Source organism: Acinetobacter sp. LT1 (genome assembly GCF_059800965.1).
Genome location: NZ_JBBAXE010000011.1, coordinates 80,126 through 96,835 on the forward strand (window position 1 = coordinate 80,126; position 16,710 = coordinate 96,835).

At 38.2% G+C, this 16,710-nt stretch carries 20 protein-coding genes; 12 read left to right on the forward strand and 8 right to left on the reverse strand.

All coding sequences use genetic code 11. The annotated features are described in order from the left end of the window. Positions 1-21: 21 nt before the first annotated feature. Both WBW42_RS12325 and otsB read right to left on the reverse strand, forming a co-directional pair. Positions 22-1,452: an alpha,alpha-trehalose-phosphate synthase (UDP-forming) gene (locus WBW42_RS12325; protein WP_000040106.1), complete on the reverse strand. Its 1,431-nt coding sequence runs from the start codon at positions 1,450-1,452 to the stop codon at positions 22-24. Further along, complete coding sequence (gene otsB, locus WBW42_RS12330; RefSeq protein WP_017481308.1) at positions 1,440-2,291, reverse strand: trehalose-phosphatase; 852 nt, start codon at positions 2,289-2,291, stop codon at positions 1,440-1,442. The genes WBW42_RS12325 and otsB overlap by 13 nt, the downstream gene beginning before the upstream one ends. 356 nt (positions 2,292-2,647) lie before the next feature. Between otsB and WBW42_RS12335 the strand changes: the two genes are divergently transcribed. The 5 genes from WBW42_RS12335 to bioD all read left to right on the forward strand — a co-directional run bounded on the left by WBW42_RS12335 (position 2,648) and on the right by bioD (position 7,303). Next, the gene (locus tag WBW42_RS12335) at positions 2,648-3,379 is read left to right on the forward strand and encodes an alpha/beta fold hydrolase (RefSeq protein WP_017402526.1); all 732 of its coding nucleotides are present in this window, start codon (positions 2,648-2,650) and stop codon (positions 3,377-3,379) included. Between the two features lie 93 nt (positions 3,380-3,472). After that, positions 3,473-4,753 carry an adenosylmethionine--8-amino-7-oxononanoate transaminase gene (gene bioA / locus WBW42_RS12340; protein WP_017481309.1) on the forward strand — a complete coding sequence of 427 codons (1,281 nt, stop codon included), beginning with the start codon at positions 3,473-3,475 and terminating at the stop codon, positions 4,751-4,753. Between the two features lies 1 nt (position 4,754). Beyond that, positions 4,755-5,912, forward strand: a complete 1,158-nt coding sequence (locus tag WBW42_RS12345) for an 8-amino-7-oxononanoate synthase (RefSeq protein WP_017481310.1) — start codon at positions 4,755-4,757, stop codon at positions 5,910-5,912. Further along, a complete protein-coding gene (bioC, locus tag WBW42_RS12350) occupies positions 5,909-6,658 on the forward strand; it encodes a malonyl-ACP O-methyltransferase BioC (protein WP_017481311.1) in 750 nt (249 codons plus the stop codon). Before WBW42_RS12345 ends, bioC begins: the two co-directional genes overlap by 4 nt. Next, a complete protein-coding gene (bioD, locus tag WBW42_RS12355) occupies positions 6,659-7,303 on the forward strand; it encodes a dethiobiotin synthase (RefSeq protein ID WP_017481312.1) in 645 nt (214 codons plus the stop codon). It abuts the gene before it with no gap. Between the two features lie 61 nt (positions 7,304-7,364). Here the strand turns inward: bioD and rluB are convergent, their stop codons facing one another. The 5 genes from rluB to WBW42_RS12380 all read right to left on the reverse strand — a co-directional run bounded on the left by rluB (position 7,365) and on the right by WBW42_RS12380 (position 11,308). Continuing rightward, a complete protein-coding gene (gene rluB, locus WBW42_RS12360) occupies positions 7,365-8,288 on the reverse strand; it encodes a 23S rRNA pseudouridine(2605) synthase RluB (protein WP_017481313.1) in 924 nt (307 codons plus the stop codon). Positions 8,289-8,329: 41 nt separating this feature from the next. Continuing rightward, positions 8,330-8,926, reverse strand: a complete 597-nt coding sequence (gene scpB / locus WBW42_RS12365) for an SMC-Scp complex subunit ScpB (RefSeq protein WP_002120355.1) — start codon at positions 8,924-8,926, stop codon at positions 8,330-8,332. Then, on the reverse strand, positions 8,923-9,714 hold the full coding sequence (locus WBW42_RS12370; RefSeq protein ID WP_017387236.1) for a segregation and condensation protein A: 792 nt from the start codon (positions 9,712-9,714) through the stop codon (positions 8,923-8,925). Before WBW42_RS12370 ends, scpB begins: the two co-directional genes overlap by 4 nt. A gap of 223 nt (positions 9,715-9,937) precedes the next feature. Further along, positions 9,938-10,555: an L-threonylcarbamoyladenylate synthase gene (locus tag WBW42_RS12375; RefSeq protein WP_002120255.1), complete on the reverse strand. Its 618-nt coding sequence runs from the start codon at positions 10,553-10,555 to the stop codon at positions 9,938-9,940. A 90-nt stretch (positions 10,556-10,645) separates the two neighbouring features. Further along, on the reverse strand, positions 10,646-11,308 hold the full coding sequence (locus WBW42_RS12380) for an elongation factor P hydroxylase (protein WP_032056905.1): 663 nt from the start codon (positions 11,306-11,308) through the stop codon (positions 10,646-10,648). A 96-nt stretch (positions 11,309-11,404) separates the two neighbouring features. Here WBW42_RS12380 and WBW42_RS12385 point away from each other — a divergent pair, with 96 nt between their 5' ends. From WBW42_RS12385 to lysM, 6 genes are all read left to right on the forward strand, one after another. Further along, a complete protein-coding gene (locus WBW42_RS12385; protein ID WP_002120393.1) occupies positions 11,405-11,965 on the forward strand; it encodes a YceD family protein in 561 nt (186 codons plus the stop codon). A gap of 74 nt (positions 11,966-12,039) precedes the next feature. Further along, positions 12,040-12,225 (forward strand): 50S ribosomal protein L32, encoded by a 186-nt coding sequence (rpmF, locus tag WBW42_RS12390; protein WP_000290730.1) that lies wholly within the window; start codon positions 12,040-12,042, stop codon positions 12,223-12,225. Between the two features lie 152 nt (positions 12,226-12,377). Then, a complete protein-coding gene (gene fabD / locus WBW42_RS12395) occupies positions 12,378-13,364 on the forward strand; it encodes an ACP S-malonyltransferase (protein WP_032056904.1) in 987 nt (328 codons plus the stop codon). After that, a complete protein-coding gene (gene fabG / locus WBW42_RS12400; protein ID WP_002120395.1) occupies positions 13,361-14,095 on the forward strand; it encodes a 3-oxoacyl-ACP reductase FabG in 735 nt (244 codons plus the stop codon). The genes fabD and fabG overlap by 4 nt, the downstream gene beginning before the upstream one ends. A gap of 84 nt (positions 14,096-14,179) precedes the next feature. Continuing rightward, positions 14,180-14,416: an acyl carrier protein gene (acpP, locus tag WBW42_RS12405; protein ID WP_001279871.1), complete on the forward strand. Its 237-nt coding sequence runs from the start codon at positions 14,180-14,182 to the stop codon at positions 14,414-14,416. Positions 14,417-14,602: 186 nt separating this feature from the next. Next, complete coding sequence (lysM, locus tag WBW42_RS12410) at positions 14,603-15,076, forward strand: peptidoglycan-binding protein LysM (RefSeq protein WP_002120434.1); 474 nt, start codon at positions 14,603-14,605, stop codon at positions 15,074-15,076. Positions 15,077-15,120: 44 nt separating this feature from the next. Here lysM and WBW42_RS12415 read toward each other — a convergent pair whose 3' ends face one another. Next, positions 15,121-15,888 (reverse strand): hydroxymethylpyrimidine/phosphomethylpyrimidine kinase, encoded by a 768-nt coding sequence (locus WBW42_RS12415; protein WP_005075247.1) that lies wholly within the window; start codon positions 15,886-15,888, stop codon positions 15,121-15,123. Positions 15,889-15,985: 97 nt separating this feature from the next. On the opposite strand from WBW42_RS12415, the gene WBW42_RS12420 reads away from it, so the two are divergent. Next, positions 15,986-16,660 (forward strand): HAD-IA family hydrolase, encoded by a 675-nt coding sequence (locus WBW42_RS12420; protein WP_002120346.1) that lies wholly within the window; start codon positions 15,986-15,988, stop codon positions 16,658-16,660. The last annotated feature ends 50 nt before the right edge of the window (positions 16,661-16,710 follow it).

The following is a 16,710-nucleotide window of genomic DNA, read 5'->3' on the forward strand; positions in this document are numbered from 1 at the left end:
ATGTTCCCTAAGCTTAAATTATTATAAAACATGGTAAGTGGGTTGATACTTTTCTTGTAAGGACAACTTAGACTTTGTGAATGTCGGAGAATTTTCTAAATCCTTCAAGAAATTATTTCGCCAATCGCTCAGGTCAGTAGCTGCTAAACCTTCTATTAACTGTTCATAACGATTAATACGTTCAGCTTTGGACATCTCTAGAGCGGTTTTTAAAGAATCCATCATGGCTGCTCTATCTAATGGATCAACAATCAATGCTTGAGTCATTTGTTCAGCAGCACCGGCATATTTAGATAAAATCAGCACACCTGGGTTCTCTGGATCTTGAGCCGCAATATATTCTTTTGCGACCAAATTCATACCATCACGTAATGAGCTAATCCAGCAAATGTCAGAACGACGATAAATATGCATCAAGCTGTCATGTTGAACTGTGTCGAAGCAACAATCGATAGGTCGCCAATCTTCATGAGCAAACTCTTCATTAATCAGTTCTAATTTGGCCTTAAAGCGTTGGTATAAGCGTTGATAGGCTGGAATATCTGTACGTGAAGGCGTTGCAACTTGAAGGTGACGTACCAATCCATGATATTCAGGATTAGTTTCAAGGAAAGTTGCAAATGCATTGAAACGCTCAAGTAAACCTTTTGAATAATCAATCCGGTCAACCCCAATAATTGTTTTTTGACGTGGTATATCTTCAAAGTTAAATACGTATGGTGTATGAAAGGCCTGTTGTGCTTGGCGCTGAATAAGCTCTGGCTGAACACCGATAGGATAGGACTTAATCAAGATTTGACGTTTCTTATAACTGATTCTGTCGCTTAGTATTTTTTGAGCTTCAAGTAAGCCCATACAGGTTTGCATACAGGTGTTCTGATCGGTTTGAGTTTGTAAACCAATCACATCATATTGGCAAAGATCTTGGACCAACTGTAGTGCAACTGGGATCTTGCGCCAGATATTTAAGCTTGCGAAAGGAATATGCAAAAAGAAACCGATTTTATTTTGCATACCTAATTCACGGCAATGACGAGCTACGCTGAAAAAGTGATAGTCATGCACCCAAATAAGATCATCAGGCTGAGCAATCTGTTGTAATTTTTCAGCAAATAAACGATTGACCTTTTGGTAGGTATTATATTCTTCTGCATTATATTCGATCAGGTCATCCCGATCATGCATGGCAGGCCATAATACTTTATTGGCAAAACCACAGTAGTACTGTGCATATTGCTGATGTGTAAGAGGGCAGGTAATGTAGTCGATCCCATGAGAATATGCCTGATCGAATTCAGGCGCTTCAGTATCGGTAATTTGCTGACCATTCCAGCCTAACCAAATGCCGTTACTATCATTTAATGCATCTTGTACAGCTACTGCAAGGCCACCTGCTGAAGCCTTACCCGATGGCATACTTATTCTGTTCGATAATACGATTAATTTAGACATAATTTTTCTCCATTCTGATTTTGGCTATTTTTGACATATAAGCTTTTTATTCTGTTTTGAAATAAAAGAAGAAAATCCGCGACATTATCAATATCTTTTAATCTATATTTTGCTTGTGTTTCACCCGGACCTACTTTAATACTAAGGCCAGATTGCTGATTAATGTAAGTGAAACCAGATTCATCTGTTAAATCATCACCTATAAAAATAGGTAATACAGCAGGTAAATCAAGATGATTTAATATAGTTTTAATTGCTCTACCTTTATCAGCTTGGTTTGGAATTAATTCAACAACAAATTTCCCTCTATTTATTTTTAATTGAGGATAATTTAAATTAATTCTTTGCATAATATTAATGGCATTATTTTCTAAATTAGGATTTTTACGATAATGTAAGGCAATAGAATATCCTTTATCTTCAATTAATAATTCAGGATGTTTATCACAATTTTTGGTAATATCTTGTTTTAATTTTTTGAAATTAATACTGCTTAAATCTGGTCGAATATAATTTCCTGAATCAAAATAAATATCTAAACCATGTAAACCAGCAATTGGAACTTCAATAGGATGTAGTAGTTTGCTTGCTGTATCTACATCACGACCTGTTACAGCAATAACAGGTATATTTAATTTAGTAATTTTTTTTATAACGTCTAAGGTAGTTTGTGGAATAAAACTATGCTCAGGATTAATTTGAAAGGGTGCTAATGTACCATCAATATCCAAAAATAAGCAGTAATTTTTATCTAAAGATAAGTTGTTTATAATATCATTGGGTGTAACAAAAGATGTATTTTTTTCTCTCCCATCAGATATTGTGCTTTGACTGTTCATATTAGCCTTCCTAATACTTTTTGATCAATAATTAATCTTCTAGCATTAAAATGAATTGGTGAGTCATTTTTTTTAATAAAAAAACATAAGTATTAACATTAATTACATTGCATAATGGATTTATAGGCGAAGTGTGGAGTATGTTGTTTTTTGATTGGCTTCAATGTTTAGATAATTAATTTTTTGTATGTTTACTATGAATAATGCGGGTCTTATTTATCAATATATTTCAGAATATTATCACATTATAAATGCTTAATTTTATGCTCTAAAATTTAATTTTTATATTGATTTTAAAAGATATTTTAAATCGATATTATTATATAATCCTTATAAAATTGGCTTTGAGCAGGCATATGAAGTTACAAAATAAAATTTTATTAATTACAGGTTGGGGAGTAGGAGTGGAGCCTTTGCAGTCCCTTAAATTGCAATTGGAAAAAGCTGGCTATCAAACACAACTTATTAATATTTTTAATATTTTAGATGGTAAGTATCGTGCCCAGCTTGATTTAGTTGCTGAGGTTGATGTAGTAATAGGTTGGTCTTTAGGTGGACAGTTAGCAACTCAACTGGTTAATACTTTTTATGAACAAACAGGGCAAACTAAAACTTTAATTACGCTCGCTTCAAATCCTTGTTTTGTTACCAACGATAATTGGCAGACTGCTATGCCTGCTGATGTGTTTAGTCAATTTAAGACTTCTTTTTTACAAAACCCGCAAGCCACTTTAAAGCGTTTTTATTATTTAATTACACTCGGTTCCTCTCAGGCTAAACAAGATTGGATAAGCATGCAAAACATAGCAAATCCGCCTTCAAGTGAATTGCTATCAGAAGGTTTGCAAATGCTTGAGCAACTAAATTTGGTAAATAACTTAAAAAACTATCTAGGTCCGCAGCTTCATGTGTTTGCCGAGCAAGATAATGTCATTCCTTGCAAAATTAGTGAAAATTTCAAGGATATCGCGACAGAAAACATGAGTTATAAAGTATTAGAAGGCGCTACTCATGCTTTTCCATACCTAGAAGTAGATCGAACAATTGAAGAAATCTGCCAATTTTTAACAATTCATCAGCAAAGTTAATAAGCTTTGGTTGATCTCGCAATTTTCTTTCATTCTTAACAGGTTTAACATGTGCTAAATGAAAGATTTAATTGCTGTAAAAGGGTATAGAGGATGACCGATAATTTTGATTTGGAACATATTTGGCATCCATATACCTCAATGACCCAACCTTTACCAACGTTTAAAGTTAAACGTGCCTATGGGGCAACGATTGAACTAGATGATGGTAAGACTTTAATTGATGGTATGTCGTCATGGTGGTGTGCAATTCACGGCTATAACCACCCTGAACTCAATCAGGCAGTGACAGATCAATTACAAAACATGTCACATATCATGTTTGGTGGTTTAACTCACGATCCTGCAATTGAACTTGGAAAAATTCTTTTAAAAATTACGCCGCCAAGTCTCGATAAAATTTTCTATGCAGATTCAGGTTCGGTAGCCGTTGAAGTTGCTTTGAAAATGGCTGTGCAATTCTGGACAGCACAAGGCCAACCACAAAAAACAAATTTTATTACTACACGTTCCGGTTATCACGGTGATACATGGAATGCGATGTCTGTTTGTGATCCTGTTACAGGTATGCATCAGATTTTTGGTACAAGTTTACCGAACCGTCTTTTTGTAGCAGCTCCGCAAACCAAATTTTATGAAGAGTGGAACCAAGAAGATATTGCCGAGCTAGAAGAAGCTATTCAGCAAAATCATGAAAACCTTGCTGCACTGATTATTGAGCCGATTGTTCAAGGTGCAGGGGGGATGCGTTTTTATCATCCTGAATATTTACGTCAGGCGAAAGCACTTTGTGAACAATATAATCTGTTATTAATTTTTGATGAAATTGCGACTGGTTTTGGTCGCACGGGTAAGCTTTTTGCTTGGGAACATGCACAAGTTGAGCCAGACATTATGTGCATAGGTAAAGGACTAACAGGCGGCTACATGACGTTATCTGCTACCTTAACGACAAAGCATGTTGCAGAAACCATTAGTCGCGGTGAGGCTGGGGTGTTTATGCACGGTCCAACCTTTATGGCCAATCCACTTGCTTGCGCGGTCGCTTTAAAAAGTACCCAATTATTAATTGAGCAAGATTGGCAGGCTAATATTGAGCGAATTGAACAACAGCTTAGCCAATATTTAACGCCTTTAAGTCAGCTTGATTATGTTGCCGATGTGCGAGTGCTGGGTGCAATTGGTGTAGTAGAACTCACCTTTAATGTTGATATGAAAACCTTACAGCAACAATTTGTAGACCGTGGAATCTGGATCCGTCCTTTTGGAAAATTGGTTTATGTGATGCCACCGTATGTCATCACGCATCAAGAGTTAAGCGATTTGCTCGAACAATTGGTTGAAGTTGTTCAAACGATGCAGGGAGCGAATTAAGATGTCATTGCTTGATCATTTTTCTGCCGAATTAGATGAGTTAAAGCAACAAGGTAACTTTAGACAATTTACCCAAAATGTGCAGCACGGACGTTTTATTACGATTCAAAATAAAACGATGCTCAACTTAGCTTCAAATGATTATCTTGGGTTGGCTGCTGATATCAATCTTCGTCAAGAGTTTTTAGATAGCTTTCCAATCGAGCGTAGCTATTTTAGTTCATCATCTTCACGTCTATTAACGGGCAATTTTGATGAATATGAACAATTAGAAAATAGCCTAAGCCAAGCATTTGGTGGTCGCGCGGCACTATTATTTAATAGTGGCTACCATATGAATATTGGTATTTTGCCAGCTGTTGCTGATAGTAAAACTTTAATATTGGCGGATAAGTTAGTTCATGCCAGTATGATTGACGGTATACGTTTATCTGGCGCTCAGTATGTGCGTTATCGACATAACGATTTACAACACTTGGAACAACTCCTCCAAAAATATCATGATGATGACAAGATCGAACGAATCATTGTGGTCACAGAAAGTATTTTTAGTATGGACGGTGATGAGACGGATTTAGCCGCTTTAGTTCAGCTAAAAAAACGGTTTGCTAAAACTATGTTATATGTTGATGAAGCGCATTCAATTGGGGTTCGTGGTCAGCAAGGCTTAGGATGTGCTGAACAATATAATGTGATTCAGGAAATTGATTTTCTGGTCGGTACATTAGGCAAAGCATTAGCGGCGGTCGGTGGTTACATTATTTGTGATCCAATTATTAAAGATTATCTCATTAATAAAATGCGCCCACTTATTTTTAGTACTGCACAGCCTCCGATTGTTATGGCATGGGCAAACTTTATTTTTCAAAAAGTATTAGTCTCTCAATCTCAACGTGAACACTTAAAAAATATTAGCCAATATCTTCAACAAGCTGTTGTGCAAAAGGGTTATGTAAGCCCATCGACCAGCCATATTATTCCAGTCATTGTTGGAGAAAGTCAGGCTGCGATCGATAAAGCGAAATACGTTCAGGAAAGTGGTTTTTATGCTATGCCTGTGCGTCCACCAACAGTACCTAAAAACAGTTCGCGTTTGCGTATTTCTTTAACGTCAATGGTGCAGCAACATGAACTTGAAGAATTGGTGAGTTTTCTGTGAGTTTGAATAAAAACTTAGTTGCCCAGCGTTTTGCCAAAGCAGGGCAAAGCTATTCAGAGCATGCAATTGTTCAAAAACAGATTTGCCAAAATTTAACAGGTTTAGTTCAGCAGTTCTGCCCGGCTACGATGTCGCGTGTCTTTGAAATTGGTTGTGGTTCTGGCAATTTAACTCGTCTTCTTGCTACATCTTTTCAGTTTGAAGAGTTAATTTTGAATGATCTATATGCAGATGTGCAGCAGCACTTTAGTCATCAAGAAAATTTAAAATGGTTGATTGGGGATATTGAAACTTTAGATTTCCCTCAGCAGCTGGATATGATTGTTTCAGGTTCAGCTTTACAGTGGATGCAAGATTTACCGCATTTGCTCGAACGTTGTAATGAGGCTTTAACTGAGCGAGGTTGGTTGTGCTTCTCAACATTCGGTTCTAAAAACTTATTAGAGATTAAAGAATTAACAGGACAAGGTTTAAGTTATTGGTCAGTTGAAAATTGGAATAGTGCCTTAATTCAGGCTGGTTTTGAGATTTTGCATTTGTCAGAATCAGAAACTCAACTCTATTTCGATTCACCTAAAGACGTGTTACAGCATTTAAAAGCAACAGGTGTAACAGCAACGGCGCAGCATCGTTGGACTAAGCAAACTTTACAACAGTTTTATCAAGATTATGATCGGTTTAAGTATGCCGAAGGATATTCCCTAACATATCATCCGATTTATTGTATTGTCCGGAGAATGAAGTAAATGAGTGGCCAGATCTATTTTGTGAGTGGGATTGATACCGAAATTGGTAAAACCTATGCGACAGGTTTCTTAGCAAAATTATGGACTGAGCAGGGTAAAAAAGTGATTACTCAAAAACTCATTCAGACAGGTAATACTGATATTTCTGAGGATATTGAAAAGCATCGTGAAATTATGGGGCAGGGTTGGTTTCAAGAAGATCATGACAAGCTAACCATGCCTGAAATCTTCAGTTATCCTGCTTCACCTCATCTTGCAACACGTCTTGATAACCGAGAAATTGATTTTCAAAAAATTGAAAATGCGACCAAAACATTGGCGGAGCGTTTTGAAATCGTATTGTTGGAAGGTGCTGGAGGCTTAATGGTGCCATTAACCACTAGTTTGCTTACCATTGATTATGTCGCTCAGCATCAGTTTTCCGTTATTTTAGTAACATCGGGCCGTTTAGGAAGTATTAACCATACTTTGCTTAGTCTTGAAGCACTTAAGTCTCGGGGGCTGAAGTTGCATGCCTTGGTTTATAATCTAAAAGATGAATCAAAAGATCCATTAATTTCTCAAGATACTTCAAATTATTTGAAAGATTACTTAGCTATTCATTTCCCCGAAGCTGAATGGATTGAACTGGCAAAAATGAATTAAGTTAAACGGCTATAAAAAACCGCTCAAATTTGAGCGGTTTTTTTTACATCTTTTTAATATCTTAGAATTTCTTCGAACCGCGGTTAAAACCAGTCGATTTACGTTGGTTCCCTGTGTTAACAGGAGTTTCTTTTTCATCATCACGACGTTGTTGACGTAAGTATCCGCCACGACGCGCAGCCATTGGTTTTTCAGTCATACGATCAGTACGGCGTTTTGCCATACCAAATAAACCTGTACCTTGACGTGGTTTTAACTCAACCGATTTGGCTAAGTTGTCGATGTCAGTTTTGTCGAGTTCCATCCAACGACCAGTACGTAATTCGCGCGGTAAAATAACTGTGCCGTAGCGTGTACGTAATAAACGGCTTACTTTAAGATCTTGCGATTCAAAAATACGACGTACTTCGCGGTTACGACCTTCTTTTACTACAACTTGGTACCAGCGGTTAATACCTTCACCACCAATTTCAGAGAATGATTCGAATTTGGCAGGGCCATCTTCGAGCTCTACTCCGTTGACCATGTTTTGGCGTAGTTTTGGCGTTACTTCACCCATTACTCGAACAGCGTATTCACGTTCGATTTCATTAGATGGGTGCATTAAGCGGTTAGCAAGTTCACCATCATTTGTGAATAGTAATAAACCAGTACTGTTAATATCCAGACGACCTACCATTACCCAGCGGTCATTGGCAATTTGTGGTAAATGATCAAATACGGTTGGGCGTTTTTCAGGATCATTACGTGAACAGATTTCACCCTCAGGCTTATAATAAATCAGTACGCGACGACGAATTTCGTCTTCAATCTGAAACTGAACTTTACGGCCATCAATGCGTAATTCATCGCCTGGTTCAATGCGCTCACCCACTTGGGCAACACGACCGTTTACACTCACGCGTCCTGCGGCAATAACCTCTTCCATATATCGGCGGGAACCTAATCCGATTCGCGCTAATACTTTTTGCAATTTTTCACTCATGACAGCACAACCTTAGACATAATGATCAACAGTCCACCTCTTTATGATTTCGGTGCATTTGCATCGAGAGCCATAAAGGCTTCCTTGGCGTTCTGTAGGGGAGGCAATTGGCCTAGAGAGGCTAGACCAAAAGCATTCAGAAACTGAGGCGTTGTAATTAGCAACGCAGGTCTTCCGGGTAAATCTCTAAAACCGGCTTCTTTAATCCAGTTCCAGTCAAATAGTGTTCTAAGAATTTGACTATTATTAGATACACCACGAATTTGTTCAATATCAGCTCGGGTAACCGGTTGATGATAAGCAATGACAGCCAGGGTTTCTAGTAATGAAGGCGACAGTTTTGTTGGTCGCTCTGGCCAAATTTGCGCAATAATACTACGATATTTAGATCTTACCTGAAAGCGAAACCCTTGTGCTGTTTCAATCAGCTCAATAGATCGACCATGTTGTAATAGCGCGAGCTGTTGCAAGAGCTGACGAAGCTGTTGTTTATTATATTGATTGTTAAATGCTTCTTTTAAGCGGGCAATTGAAACAGGCGCTTCACTGGCAAAGATAATTGCTTCAAGTTGTAATAAGACTTCATGATGTATGTCAGCTAATGACAAATCACTATTATTTTGTTCAAAACTACTCATATTGAAGATCCTTGAATTGCTAACGGGGCTTCAATACCAGTGGCAATAATTTTAATTTTCTGTTGGCGAGTCAATTCTAAAACTGCCATAAAAGTAACAACCATTCCCATACGACCTTGCTGGGGATTGAGTAATTCTTTAAAACTTAACACGTCACCAGACTCTAATTTCTCTTCAATATATGCAATACGTTCTTCGAGTAAAACAGGTTCTTGAGCGACAACATGGGTAATAGGTTCGGGGCGATTAAATACACAGAACAACGCATCATGTAGCGCTGAGATATCGTAACCTTCATAAACAGGAGAGATATGTCCCAAGCTTACATTGGCACTAAATGTATCGCGCTCAAGAATTGGCATTTGACCTAAACGCTCAGCTGCTTGCTTAATGCGTAGATAGGTTTCAAGACGATCAATAAGCTCCTGCTTAGGATCTTTTTCAATACTTATAATTGTAGGTTTTGGTAGAAGTAGGCGAGACTTCAAGTCAGCCAATAAAGCAGCCATCACCATATAATCTGCTGTCAACTCGATATTTAAAGATTTCATGCTATCCATATAGGCCAAATATTGAGTCGCTATAGGAGCAATATCGAGTTGAATTAAATCGAAACCGTTTTTCTGAATCAGATAAATTAAAAAATCTAATGGACCTTCAAACCGCTCGAGCAAAATCTCAAATGCAGCTGGAGGTATATAGAGATCTTCTGGAATTTTGTCATGCCACTCATCTAAAACACGGATGTGTGGAGCGTCTTCCATGGATTGATGAAGTGATTGATTCATTACGATTATAAGCCACGCGAATTTTCAAAAGCATGAGACTTGTTATTCAAGTCCTAGACAGCTGTAAGTAGAAGAACAGCAGATAGTGAAAATCATTCTAAATGAATTGTGTCTTTTAATAAATTACTTAACGACTAAAGTGTAAAAAAAATCCAAAATAAATAAAGAGTATTTTTTTGAGTGATAATACTTTTTTTTAAACTATTGGTAAAAAAGTAAGTGCTTATTCAAAAGCACTTACATCGCCAACACCACGGCGGATAATTTCAGGATGTTCGCCCGATAAATCAACGATACTTGTACTGGTCAAGGTACCAAAACCACCGTCAATAAATACATCAATTCGTTTATCTAACTGATTTTCAATATCATAAGGGTCATCTAGAGGGTCTTCTTGACCCGGTAAAATTAATGTACTGGTGAGTAGCGGCTCACCAAGTTCTTGTAATAAAGCCTGACAAATCGGGTTGCTTGGAATACGTAAACCAATCGTTTTCTTTTTAGGGTGCATCAATCTACGAGGAACTTCACTTGTTGCAGGTAAAATGAATGTAGTAATAGCTGGTGTATTCGCTTTCAATAAACGATATGTCGCATTATCAACTTTTGCATAAGTTGCAATATCAGATAAGTCACAGCACATAATGGCATATTGATGTTTAGGCCCTAAGCCACGAATCTGTGCAATACGTTCCATGGCATTTTTATTACCGATTTGACACCCAATTGCATAGGCAGCATCGGTAGGGTAGACCACAACATCTCCTGCTCGGATACGTTCAACCGCTTGGGCAATGAGGCGTTGCTGTGGATTTTCAGGATGTACATGTAAATGCATCATATTTTAGAGACTCCATCACGCCAGTGTTAAAAATAATTATTAGGCTTTTTAAATGGCCTAGGCAAGTAATTAACGTAGCTTTTTTGTCAATTAATCAAGGAGTTCACGTTTAAATTCATTTAATTGTAAAGGTGTACCCGAACGTGTACATTGGCAAATAAAACCAATAAATGATGCTGCATCACGTGGCAACTTAGCTTCACCCGAAAAGTAACGTTGCACTTGAGCATAAACGTTATCTTTAAATAGTTTGCCATCACCGCTATCACCTGTAAGGTTATCGAGTGAAACTCTAAATTTTCGGCCAAAAGATTGCGCAAATAACCATTCAATTGCTTGTGGCTTAATTTCTACTTGTTCAAATAAACTTTGCTGTTCTTGGGTGCGACCATCAGGTGCATACCAATAACCTAAATCTGGTAATAGACGTCTTTTTTCACCTGCAATAGACCAGTGACTAATTTCATGCAAAGCACTATTAAAGAAACCGTGAGCAAATTGGATCTTGGCTGGTTCTTTATTTGTCGCTGGAAAATATTCAGGTTCAAAATCACCACGAACTAATGTCACATTATGGTGGGAAAACCAGTGATTAAAGTGTAAAATAAGCCAATCAACTTGCTCAGACTCCGATTTTGAGCTTGACCATGGTGAGAGTTGCACTAGGTCAGGTACAAGAGTGTTCTGATGAGTTGAATGGGTGCAAACGAGTAATGAAGTGTTAACTTCAGGTTGCGGCTGCAACAGGTGCATTGCTTAATTTACCCCGAGTTCTGTCTAAAGAAGTGCAAAATTGTATCTTAATCTTTGACAGAGTACCGATGAATTTGTAGAATTGCCGCCTTAATTATGTCAGCAAATACCTTTCCGGCACAGATTGAGCCGTTTAAATGGGCTGAACAAGGCTTTACATGGTCAGGTCAACTGCCCTTGTCTCGCTTTGCTCGTATCGCTCGTGAAGCTGTTGGATCAATTGATAATCAATTGATCAACATAGACTGTAAGCTATCAATGGATGCATATCATCGCATTGTGTGGATGGACGGTCACATGGACACGAAAGTTCCAATGGAGTGCCAACGTTGTTTGGAACCTGTTGAAATGCCTCTTGTCTTAGACTTCCATATTGCATTAGTGGATGATGAGTCACTGATAGAGCGCTTGGATGAGGATGCTGATTTCATCGTTTTAGGTGAAAGTGAGTCTTCGACGAAAGGCGATTATGATACGCCTGCCTCGATTAACTTACTCGCATTACTAGAAGATGAACTGTTATTGTTGATGCCTTTATCTCCCAAGCATGATGCTTGTGAACATAAACATCAACCTACCATTCAGAATGTTGTCGAAGAAAAACGGGATAATCCGTTTGATGTTTTGGCAGGTTTGAAGGGTAAACTTAACTCATAATTTGTGTTATAATTGTGAGATAAGACAACTGAATTTGTTCTGATCCATTTTTTCGATCTTTGTAAGGAGCCATCATGGCCGTTCAGCAAAACCGTAAAAGTCGCTCTCGCCGTGACATGCGCCGTTCACATGACGCTTTAACCGAGAATGCATTAACAGTAGACCAAGCAACTGGTGAAACTCATCGTCGTCACCACGTGACTAAAGACGGTTTCTACCGTGGTCGCCAATTATTCGCTAAAGCAGCTGATGCTGAATAATTGCATGATATGCATTAAGCGTGATGCTTAAGTATAGAAAAAATGGGAGCGAAAGCTCCCTTTTTTTGTTGTTTTTCGCAATTATAAATATACAAATTAAATGTTAAATTTCCGCTCCAGAGAAATGAGTGAAAACCCAAAAAGGATTTCTTATGTCTGCTAAACGTCTTGAACAAGTAGCTTTAGCCACAAAAACTGCATTTGTGTTTCCAGGTCAAGGTTCACAAAAAGTTGGTATGCTCGCTGAACTCGCAGAACAGTTTAGTGGAGTTGGGCAAACTTTTGCCGAAGCTTCAGACGCGCTAGGATTTAATCTTTGGCACATTGCACAAAGTGGTGAAGGTTTAGACCAAACAGAAAATACCCAACCTGTATTATTAACTGCCAGTATTGCTTTATGGCGTTTATGGTTAGATTTAGGTGGTTTAGCTCCTAAATACCTTGCAGGTCACTCTTTAGGTGAATACAGCGCTTTAGTTGCAGCAGGTTCAATGAGTTTGGCGGATGCAGTTAAGTTAGTTAATTTGCGTGGAAAACTCATGCAAAATGCTGTTCCTCAAGGGGAAGGCGCTATGGCTGCTATTCTTGGTTTAGCTGATGATAAAGTAGTTGAATTGTGCCAGAGCGTATCTGCATCAGGCCAAGGTTCAGTTGAAGCAGCAAACTATAATTCACAAGGTCAAGTTGTGATTGCTGGTAGTACTGCATCTGTACAGCAAGTTATGGCATTGGCAAAAGAACAATCTGCTAAAGCAATTGCTTTACCAGTTTCTGTTCCATCACATTGTTCATTGATGAAGCCGGCAGCAGAAAAATTTGCAGAAGCTTTGGAACAAACTGCCATTGAGCTACCTACCATTCCTGTAATACAAAATGTCAACGCGGGAATTGCTACCGATGTTGCTCAATTACGTCAGGCTTTAACAGCACAATTGTACCAGTCTGTACAATGGACACGTACCATGCAGTCTCTACAAGACCAAGGTATTCAGTACATTGTTGAGTGTGGTCCAGGTACAGTATTGAGTAATCTCGCAAAGCGTTTACCAAATATTGAAAAAGCTTTTTCTATTGATAGTAAGAGCAAAATGGAAGATGCCCTAAATGCTGTTTTAGTGGCAGAAGGAAAAATTGCATGACACAAGAACGCAAAGTTGCATTAGTAACGGGCGCGAGTCGGGGTATTGGCGCTGCCATTGCCCAGCAACTTATTCAAGACGGTTATTTTGTTGTAGGTACTGCGACTTCTGAATCTGGTGCACAAAAGTTAAGTGATAGCTTTGGTGAACAAGGGGCAGGTTTGGCGCTCGACGTGCGTAATCTCGATGAGATTGAAGCAGTCGTTTCTCATATTGAACAGAACTATGGTCCTGTACTTGTTCTAGTTAACAATGCAGGTATTACGAAAGACAATTTGTTGCTTCGTATGTCTGAAGATGATTGGGATGACATTCTCAACATTCACCTTAAAGCAGTTTATCGTTTATCTAAACGTGTGCTTAAGGGTATGACGAAGGCGCGTTTTGGTCGAATTATTAATATCAGTTCTGTTGTAGCTCATTTTGCAAACCCAGGCCAAGCGAACTATTCTGCTGCTAAAGCAGGTATTGAAGCATTCAGCCGTAGCCTTGCAAAAGAGATGGGTAGCCGCCAAATTACTGTAAACAGTGTGGCGCCAGGCTTTATTGCAACAGAAATGACAGATGCACTTAGTGAAGACATTCGCAAAAAAATGAGTGATCAAGTGGCTTTAAATCGCTTAGGTGAGCCACAAGATATCGCAAATGCGGTGAGTTTCCTTGCAAGTGATAAAGCAGGTTACATTACCGGTACGGTATTACATGTAAATGGTGGTTTATACATGGCCTAACGCCGATGTATAAACTTTTAAAAATTTTTATATTCAATTAAACTAGTGGCAAATTAAACGCCACAAGCAATGAGGAGAATTCCTGTGAGCGATATCGAACAACGCGTTAAACAAGCGGTTGCAGAACAACTTGGTCTTAAAGCTGAAGAGATTAAAAACGAAGCATCTTTTATGGATGACTTAGGTGCTGACTCTTTAGATTTAGTTGAACTTGTTATGTCTTTCGAAAATGACTTCGACATCACTATCCCTGATGAAGATTCTAACGAAATCACTACAGTTCAATCTGCAATTGACTATGTAACTAAAAAACTTGGTTAATTCGCATATTGCTGAATAAAAAGAAGGCCACCGTAAGGTGGCTTTTTTTATTTTAGAAAAAATTTAAGAGATACATATTTTTACAAGATCAACCTCAATTGATAGCAGAGGTATAACTTTTTTGAAGTATAACAATAAAGGTCAGTTTAATGACTTTACTATAAACAATAATATGAGGACTAAAAGATGGGTCTTTTTGATTTTGTAAAAGGTATTGGCAAAAAAAATACCGCACCAGCAGAACCACAACCAGCTCCAGCAACACCAGCAGAACCTTCTGCACAAGAAGTTGCAAATAAATTATTAGGTTTAATTAAAAGTTTGGGCTTAGGGGTAGAAGGCTTATCTGTAACCTATAACGGTACTACTGATACTGCAATTATTAAAGGGCAGGTAAAAAGCCAAGCAGATAAAGAGAAAATTATTCTTATTGTTGGAAACATTGATCATGTGGCTCAAGTAGATGACCAGATGACAGTGGCAACTCCTGAACCAGAAAGTAAATTTTATACAGTGAAATCTGGTGATAACCTTTCAAAAATTGCGAAAGAAGTTTACGGTGATGCAAATCAATATCCAAAAATCTTTGAAGCAAATAAACCAATGTTAAAAGATCCTGATGAGATTTTCCCGGGGCAAGTTTTACGTATTCCTCAATAATTAAGATTAATAAAAAAGGCGCTTTAAGCGCCTTTTTTGTGCTTTTAAAAACGCTTTGGAATCTTTTGTCCGTTTGGTACAGGGGTGTCTGCATTTTTTAAAACACCGAATAACCATGTTTCAGCATGCTGTACTGCAATTTTTAAAGAATCACCTAAAGCTAAACGGCCAGCGATAAAGCTAGCTAAAGAACAACCTGAGCCGTGATATTCACCTTCAAGGCGAGGACAGCTACTACTCGCTGCTAGTTCACCATTTATGTATAAACTATTTTTAATATGATCTGGTGTATCTTCATGTCCACCTTTCACTAGAACAGCTTTAGCACCCATTTCAAAAAGCTTTTGAGTGGCTTGATCTAAATCAGTAATACCTGTTAGAGCACGTAATTCAACGGTATTTGGAGTAATAATTGTGGCTAGAGGAATAAGTTCAACGAACGCTTTAACGAGAGTTGCCTGATCACCTAAAGAGCCGCCACTGTTTGCGACTAAAACAGGATCAAGTACATATTGATAGTCAGGATGAGCACGTAAAAATTCAGCTAGTGCCGCAATATTATCTGTCGTGCCAAGCATGCCTGACTTAACACATTTAATGGGTAAGTCACCTACAACTGCATTTGCTTGTGCTAATAAGAGTTCTTTTGAGGTTGCTTCGAAGCCAAATACTTGTTGTGAGTTTTGAATTGTGAGGGCAGTACATGCAATTGCTGCATGGGCACCACTTTGTCCAATTGCTTCGATATCGGCTTGTAAACCTGCACCACCTGAAGGGTCTAAACCCGAGAAACAAAGTACGGTTGGACGCACGGTTATTTCCTTTTCAATTTAAATTTACGTTAGTATAAGAGAGTTTGATTAAACTCTCGACCAATTGAATTAAATACTTTACTGGGTTAGTGATTGAATGGCTATAAAACATATTTTGATTGATTTGGATGGAACCTTAACAGACCCAAAAGTTGGAATCCATACTTCAATTCGCTATGCAATGGAGAAATTAGGCTATCCATTGGCTGCTGATTTAGATATTGATTGGACAATTGGCCCACCATTAAAGCCATCACTCGCAAAATTATTAGCTACTCAAGATGATGCTTTAGCTGAACAAGCTTTACTTGCTTATCGCGAGCGTTTTTCGGTGGTTGGCCTGTTCGAAAATGAAGTGTATCCATCTGTTGCCAAAACGCTTAGCGCTTTAAAAAAAGAAGGATATCGTTTATTTGTCGCAACTGCTAAACCAACGATTTATGCAAAACGTATCTTGGACCATTTTGAATTAAGTCAATACTTTGTACATATCTATGGGAGTGAGTTAACGGGTGAGCGCACAAATAAAGCTGATCTTATCCATTATATTCTTGAGCATGAGCAATTAAACCCAGAAGAATGCTTGATGGTCGGTGACCGTCAATATGACGTTTTGGGTGCTCGTCATAACGGTATTGAGGCGGTAGCGGTGACTTATGGTTACGGAACAGCAGAGGAACTTGCTCAAGCACAGCCAAAAGCAATGATTAAGCAATTTTCTGAGCTTTTGGACTACGTTGAAGAACTGGCAGCACAAAAGAAAGTTTCTTAAATATTATTTATTAAATTTTAATTTGAAGGTTTGGCTTTGATCTAAAGCCA

Bases quoted from the DNA above. Each gene is read 5' to 3' on its own strand.
- WBW42_RS12325 (WP_000040106.1), bottom strand. From the start codon at position 1,452: ATGTCTAAATTAATCGTATTATCGAACAGAATAAGTATGCCATCGGGT.
- otsB (WP_017481308.1), bottom strand. From the start codon at position 2,291: ATGAACAGTCAAAGCACAATATCTGATGGGAGAGAAAAAAATACATCT.
- WBW42_RS12335 (WP_017402526.1), top strand. From the start codon at position 2,648: ATGAAGTTACAAAATAAAATTTTATTAATTACAGGTTGGGGAGTAGGA.
- bioA (WP_017481309.1), top strand. From the start codon at position 3,473: ATGACCGATAATTTTGATTTGGAACATATTTGGCATCCATATACCTCA.
- WBW42_RS12345 (WP_017481310.1), top strand. From the start codon at position 4,755: ATGTCATTGCTTGATCATTTTTCTGCCGAATTAGATGAGTTAAAGCAA.
- bioD (WP_017481312.1), top strand. From the start codon at position 6,659: ATGAGTGGCCAGATCTATTTTGTGAGTGGGATTGATACCGAAATTGGT.
- rluB (WP_017481313.1), bottom strand. From the start codon at position 8,288: ATGAGTGAAAAATTGCAAAAAGTATTAGCGCGAATCGGATTAGGTTCC.
- scpB (WP_002120355.1), bottom strand. From the start codon at position 8,926: ATGAGTAGTTTTGAACAAAATAATAGTGATTTGTCATTAGCTGACATA.
- WBW42_RS12370 (WP_017387236.1), bottom strand. From the start codon at position 9,714: ATGAATCAATCACTTCATCAATCCATGGAAGACGCTCCACACATCCGT.
- WBW42_RS12375 (WP_002120255.1), bottom strand. From the start codon at position 10,555: ATGATGCATTTACATGTACATCCTGAAAATCCACAGCAACGCCTCATT.
- WBW42_RS12380 (WP_032056905.1), bottom strand. From the start codon at position 11,308: ATGCACCTGTTGCAGCCGCAACCTGAAGTTAACACTTCATTACTCGTT.
- WBW42_RS12385 (WP_002120393.1), top strand. From the start codon at position 11,405: ATGTCAGCAAATACCTTTCCGGCACAGATTGAGCCGTTTAAATGGGCT.
- rpmF (WP_000290730.1), top strand. From the start codon at position 12,040: ATGGCCGTTCAGCAAAACCGTAAAAGTCGCTCTCGCCGTGACATGCGC.
- fabD (WP_032056904.1), top strand. From the start codon at position 12,378: ATGTCTGCTAAACGTCTTGAACAAGTAGCTTTAGCCACAAAAACTGCA.
- fabG (WP_002120395.1), top strand. From the start codon at position 13,361: ATGACACAAGAACGCAAAGTTGCATTAGTAACGGGCGCGAGTCGGGGT.
- lysM (WP_002120434.1), top strand. From the start codon at position 14,603: ATGGGTCTTTTTGATTTTGTAAAAGGTATTGGCAAAAAAAATACCGCA.
- WBW42_RS12420 (WP_002120346.1), top strand. From the start codon at position 15,986: ATGGCTATAAAACATATTTTGATTGATTTGGATGGAACCTTAACAGAC.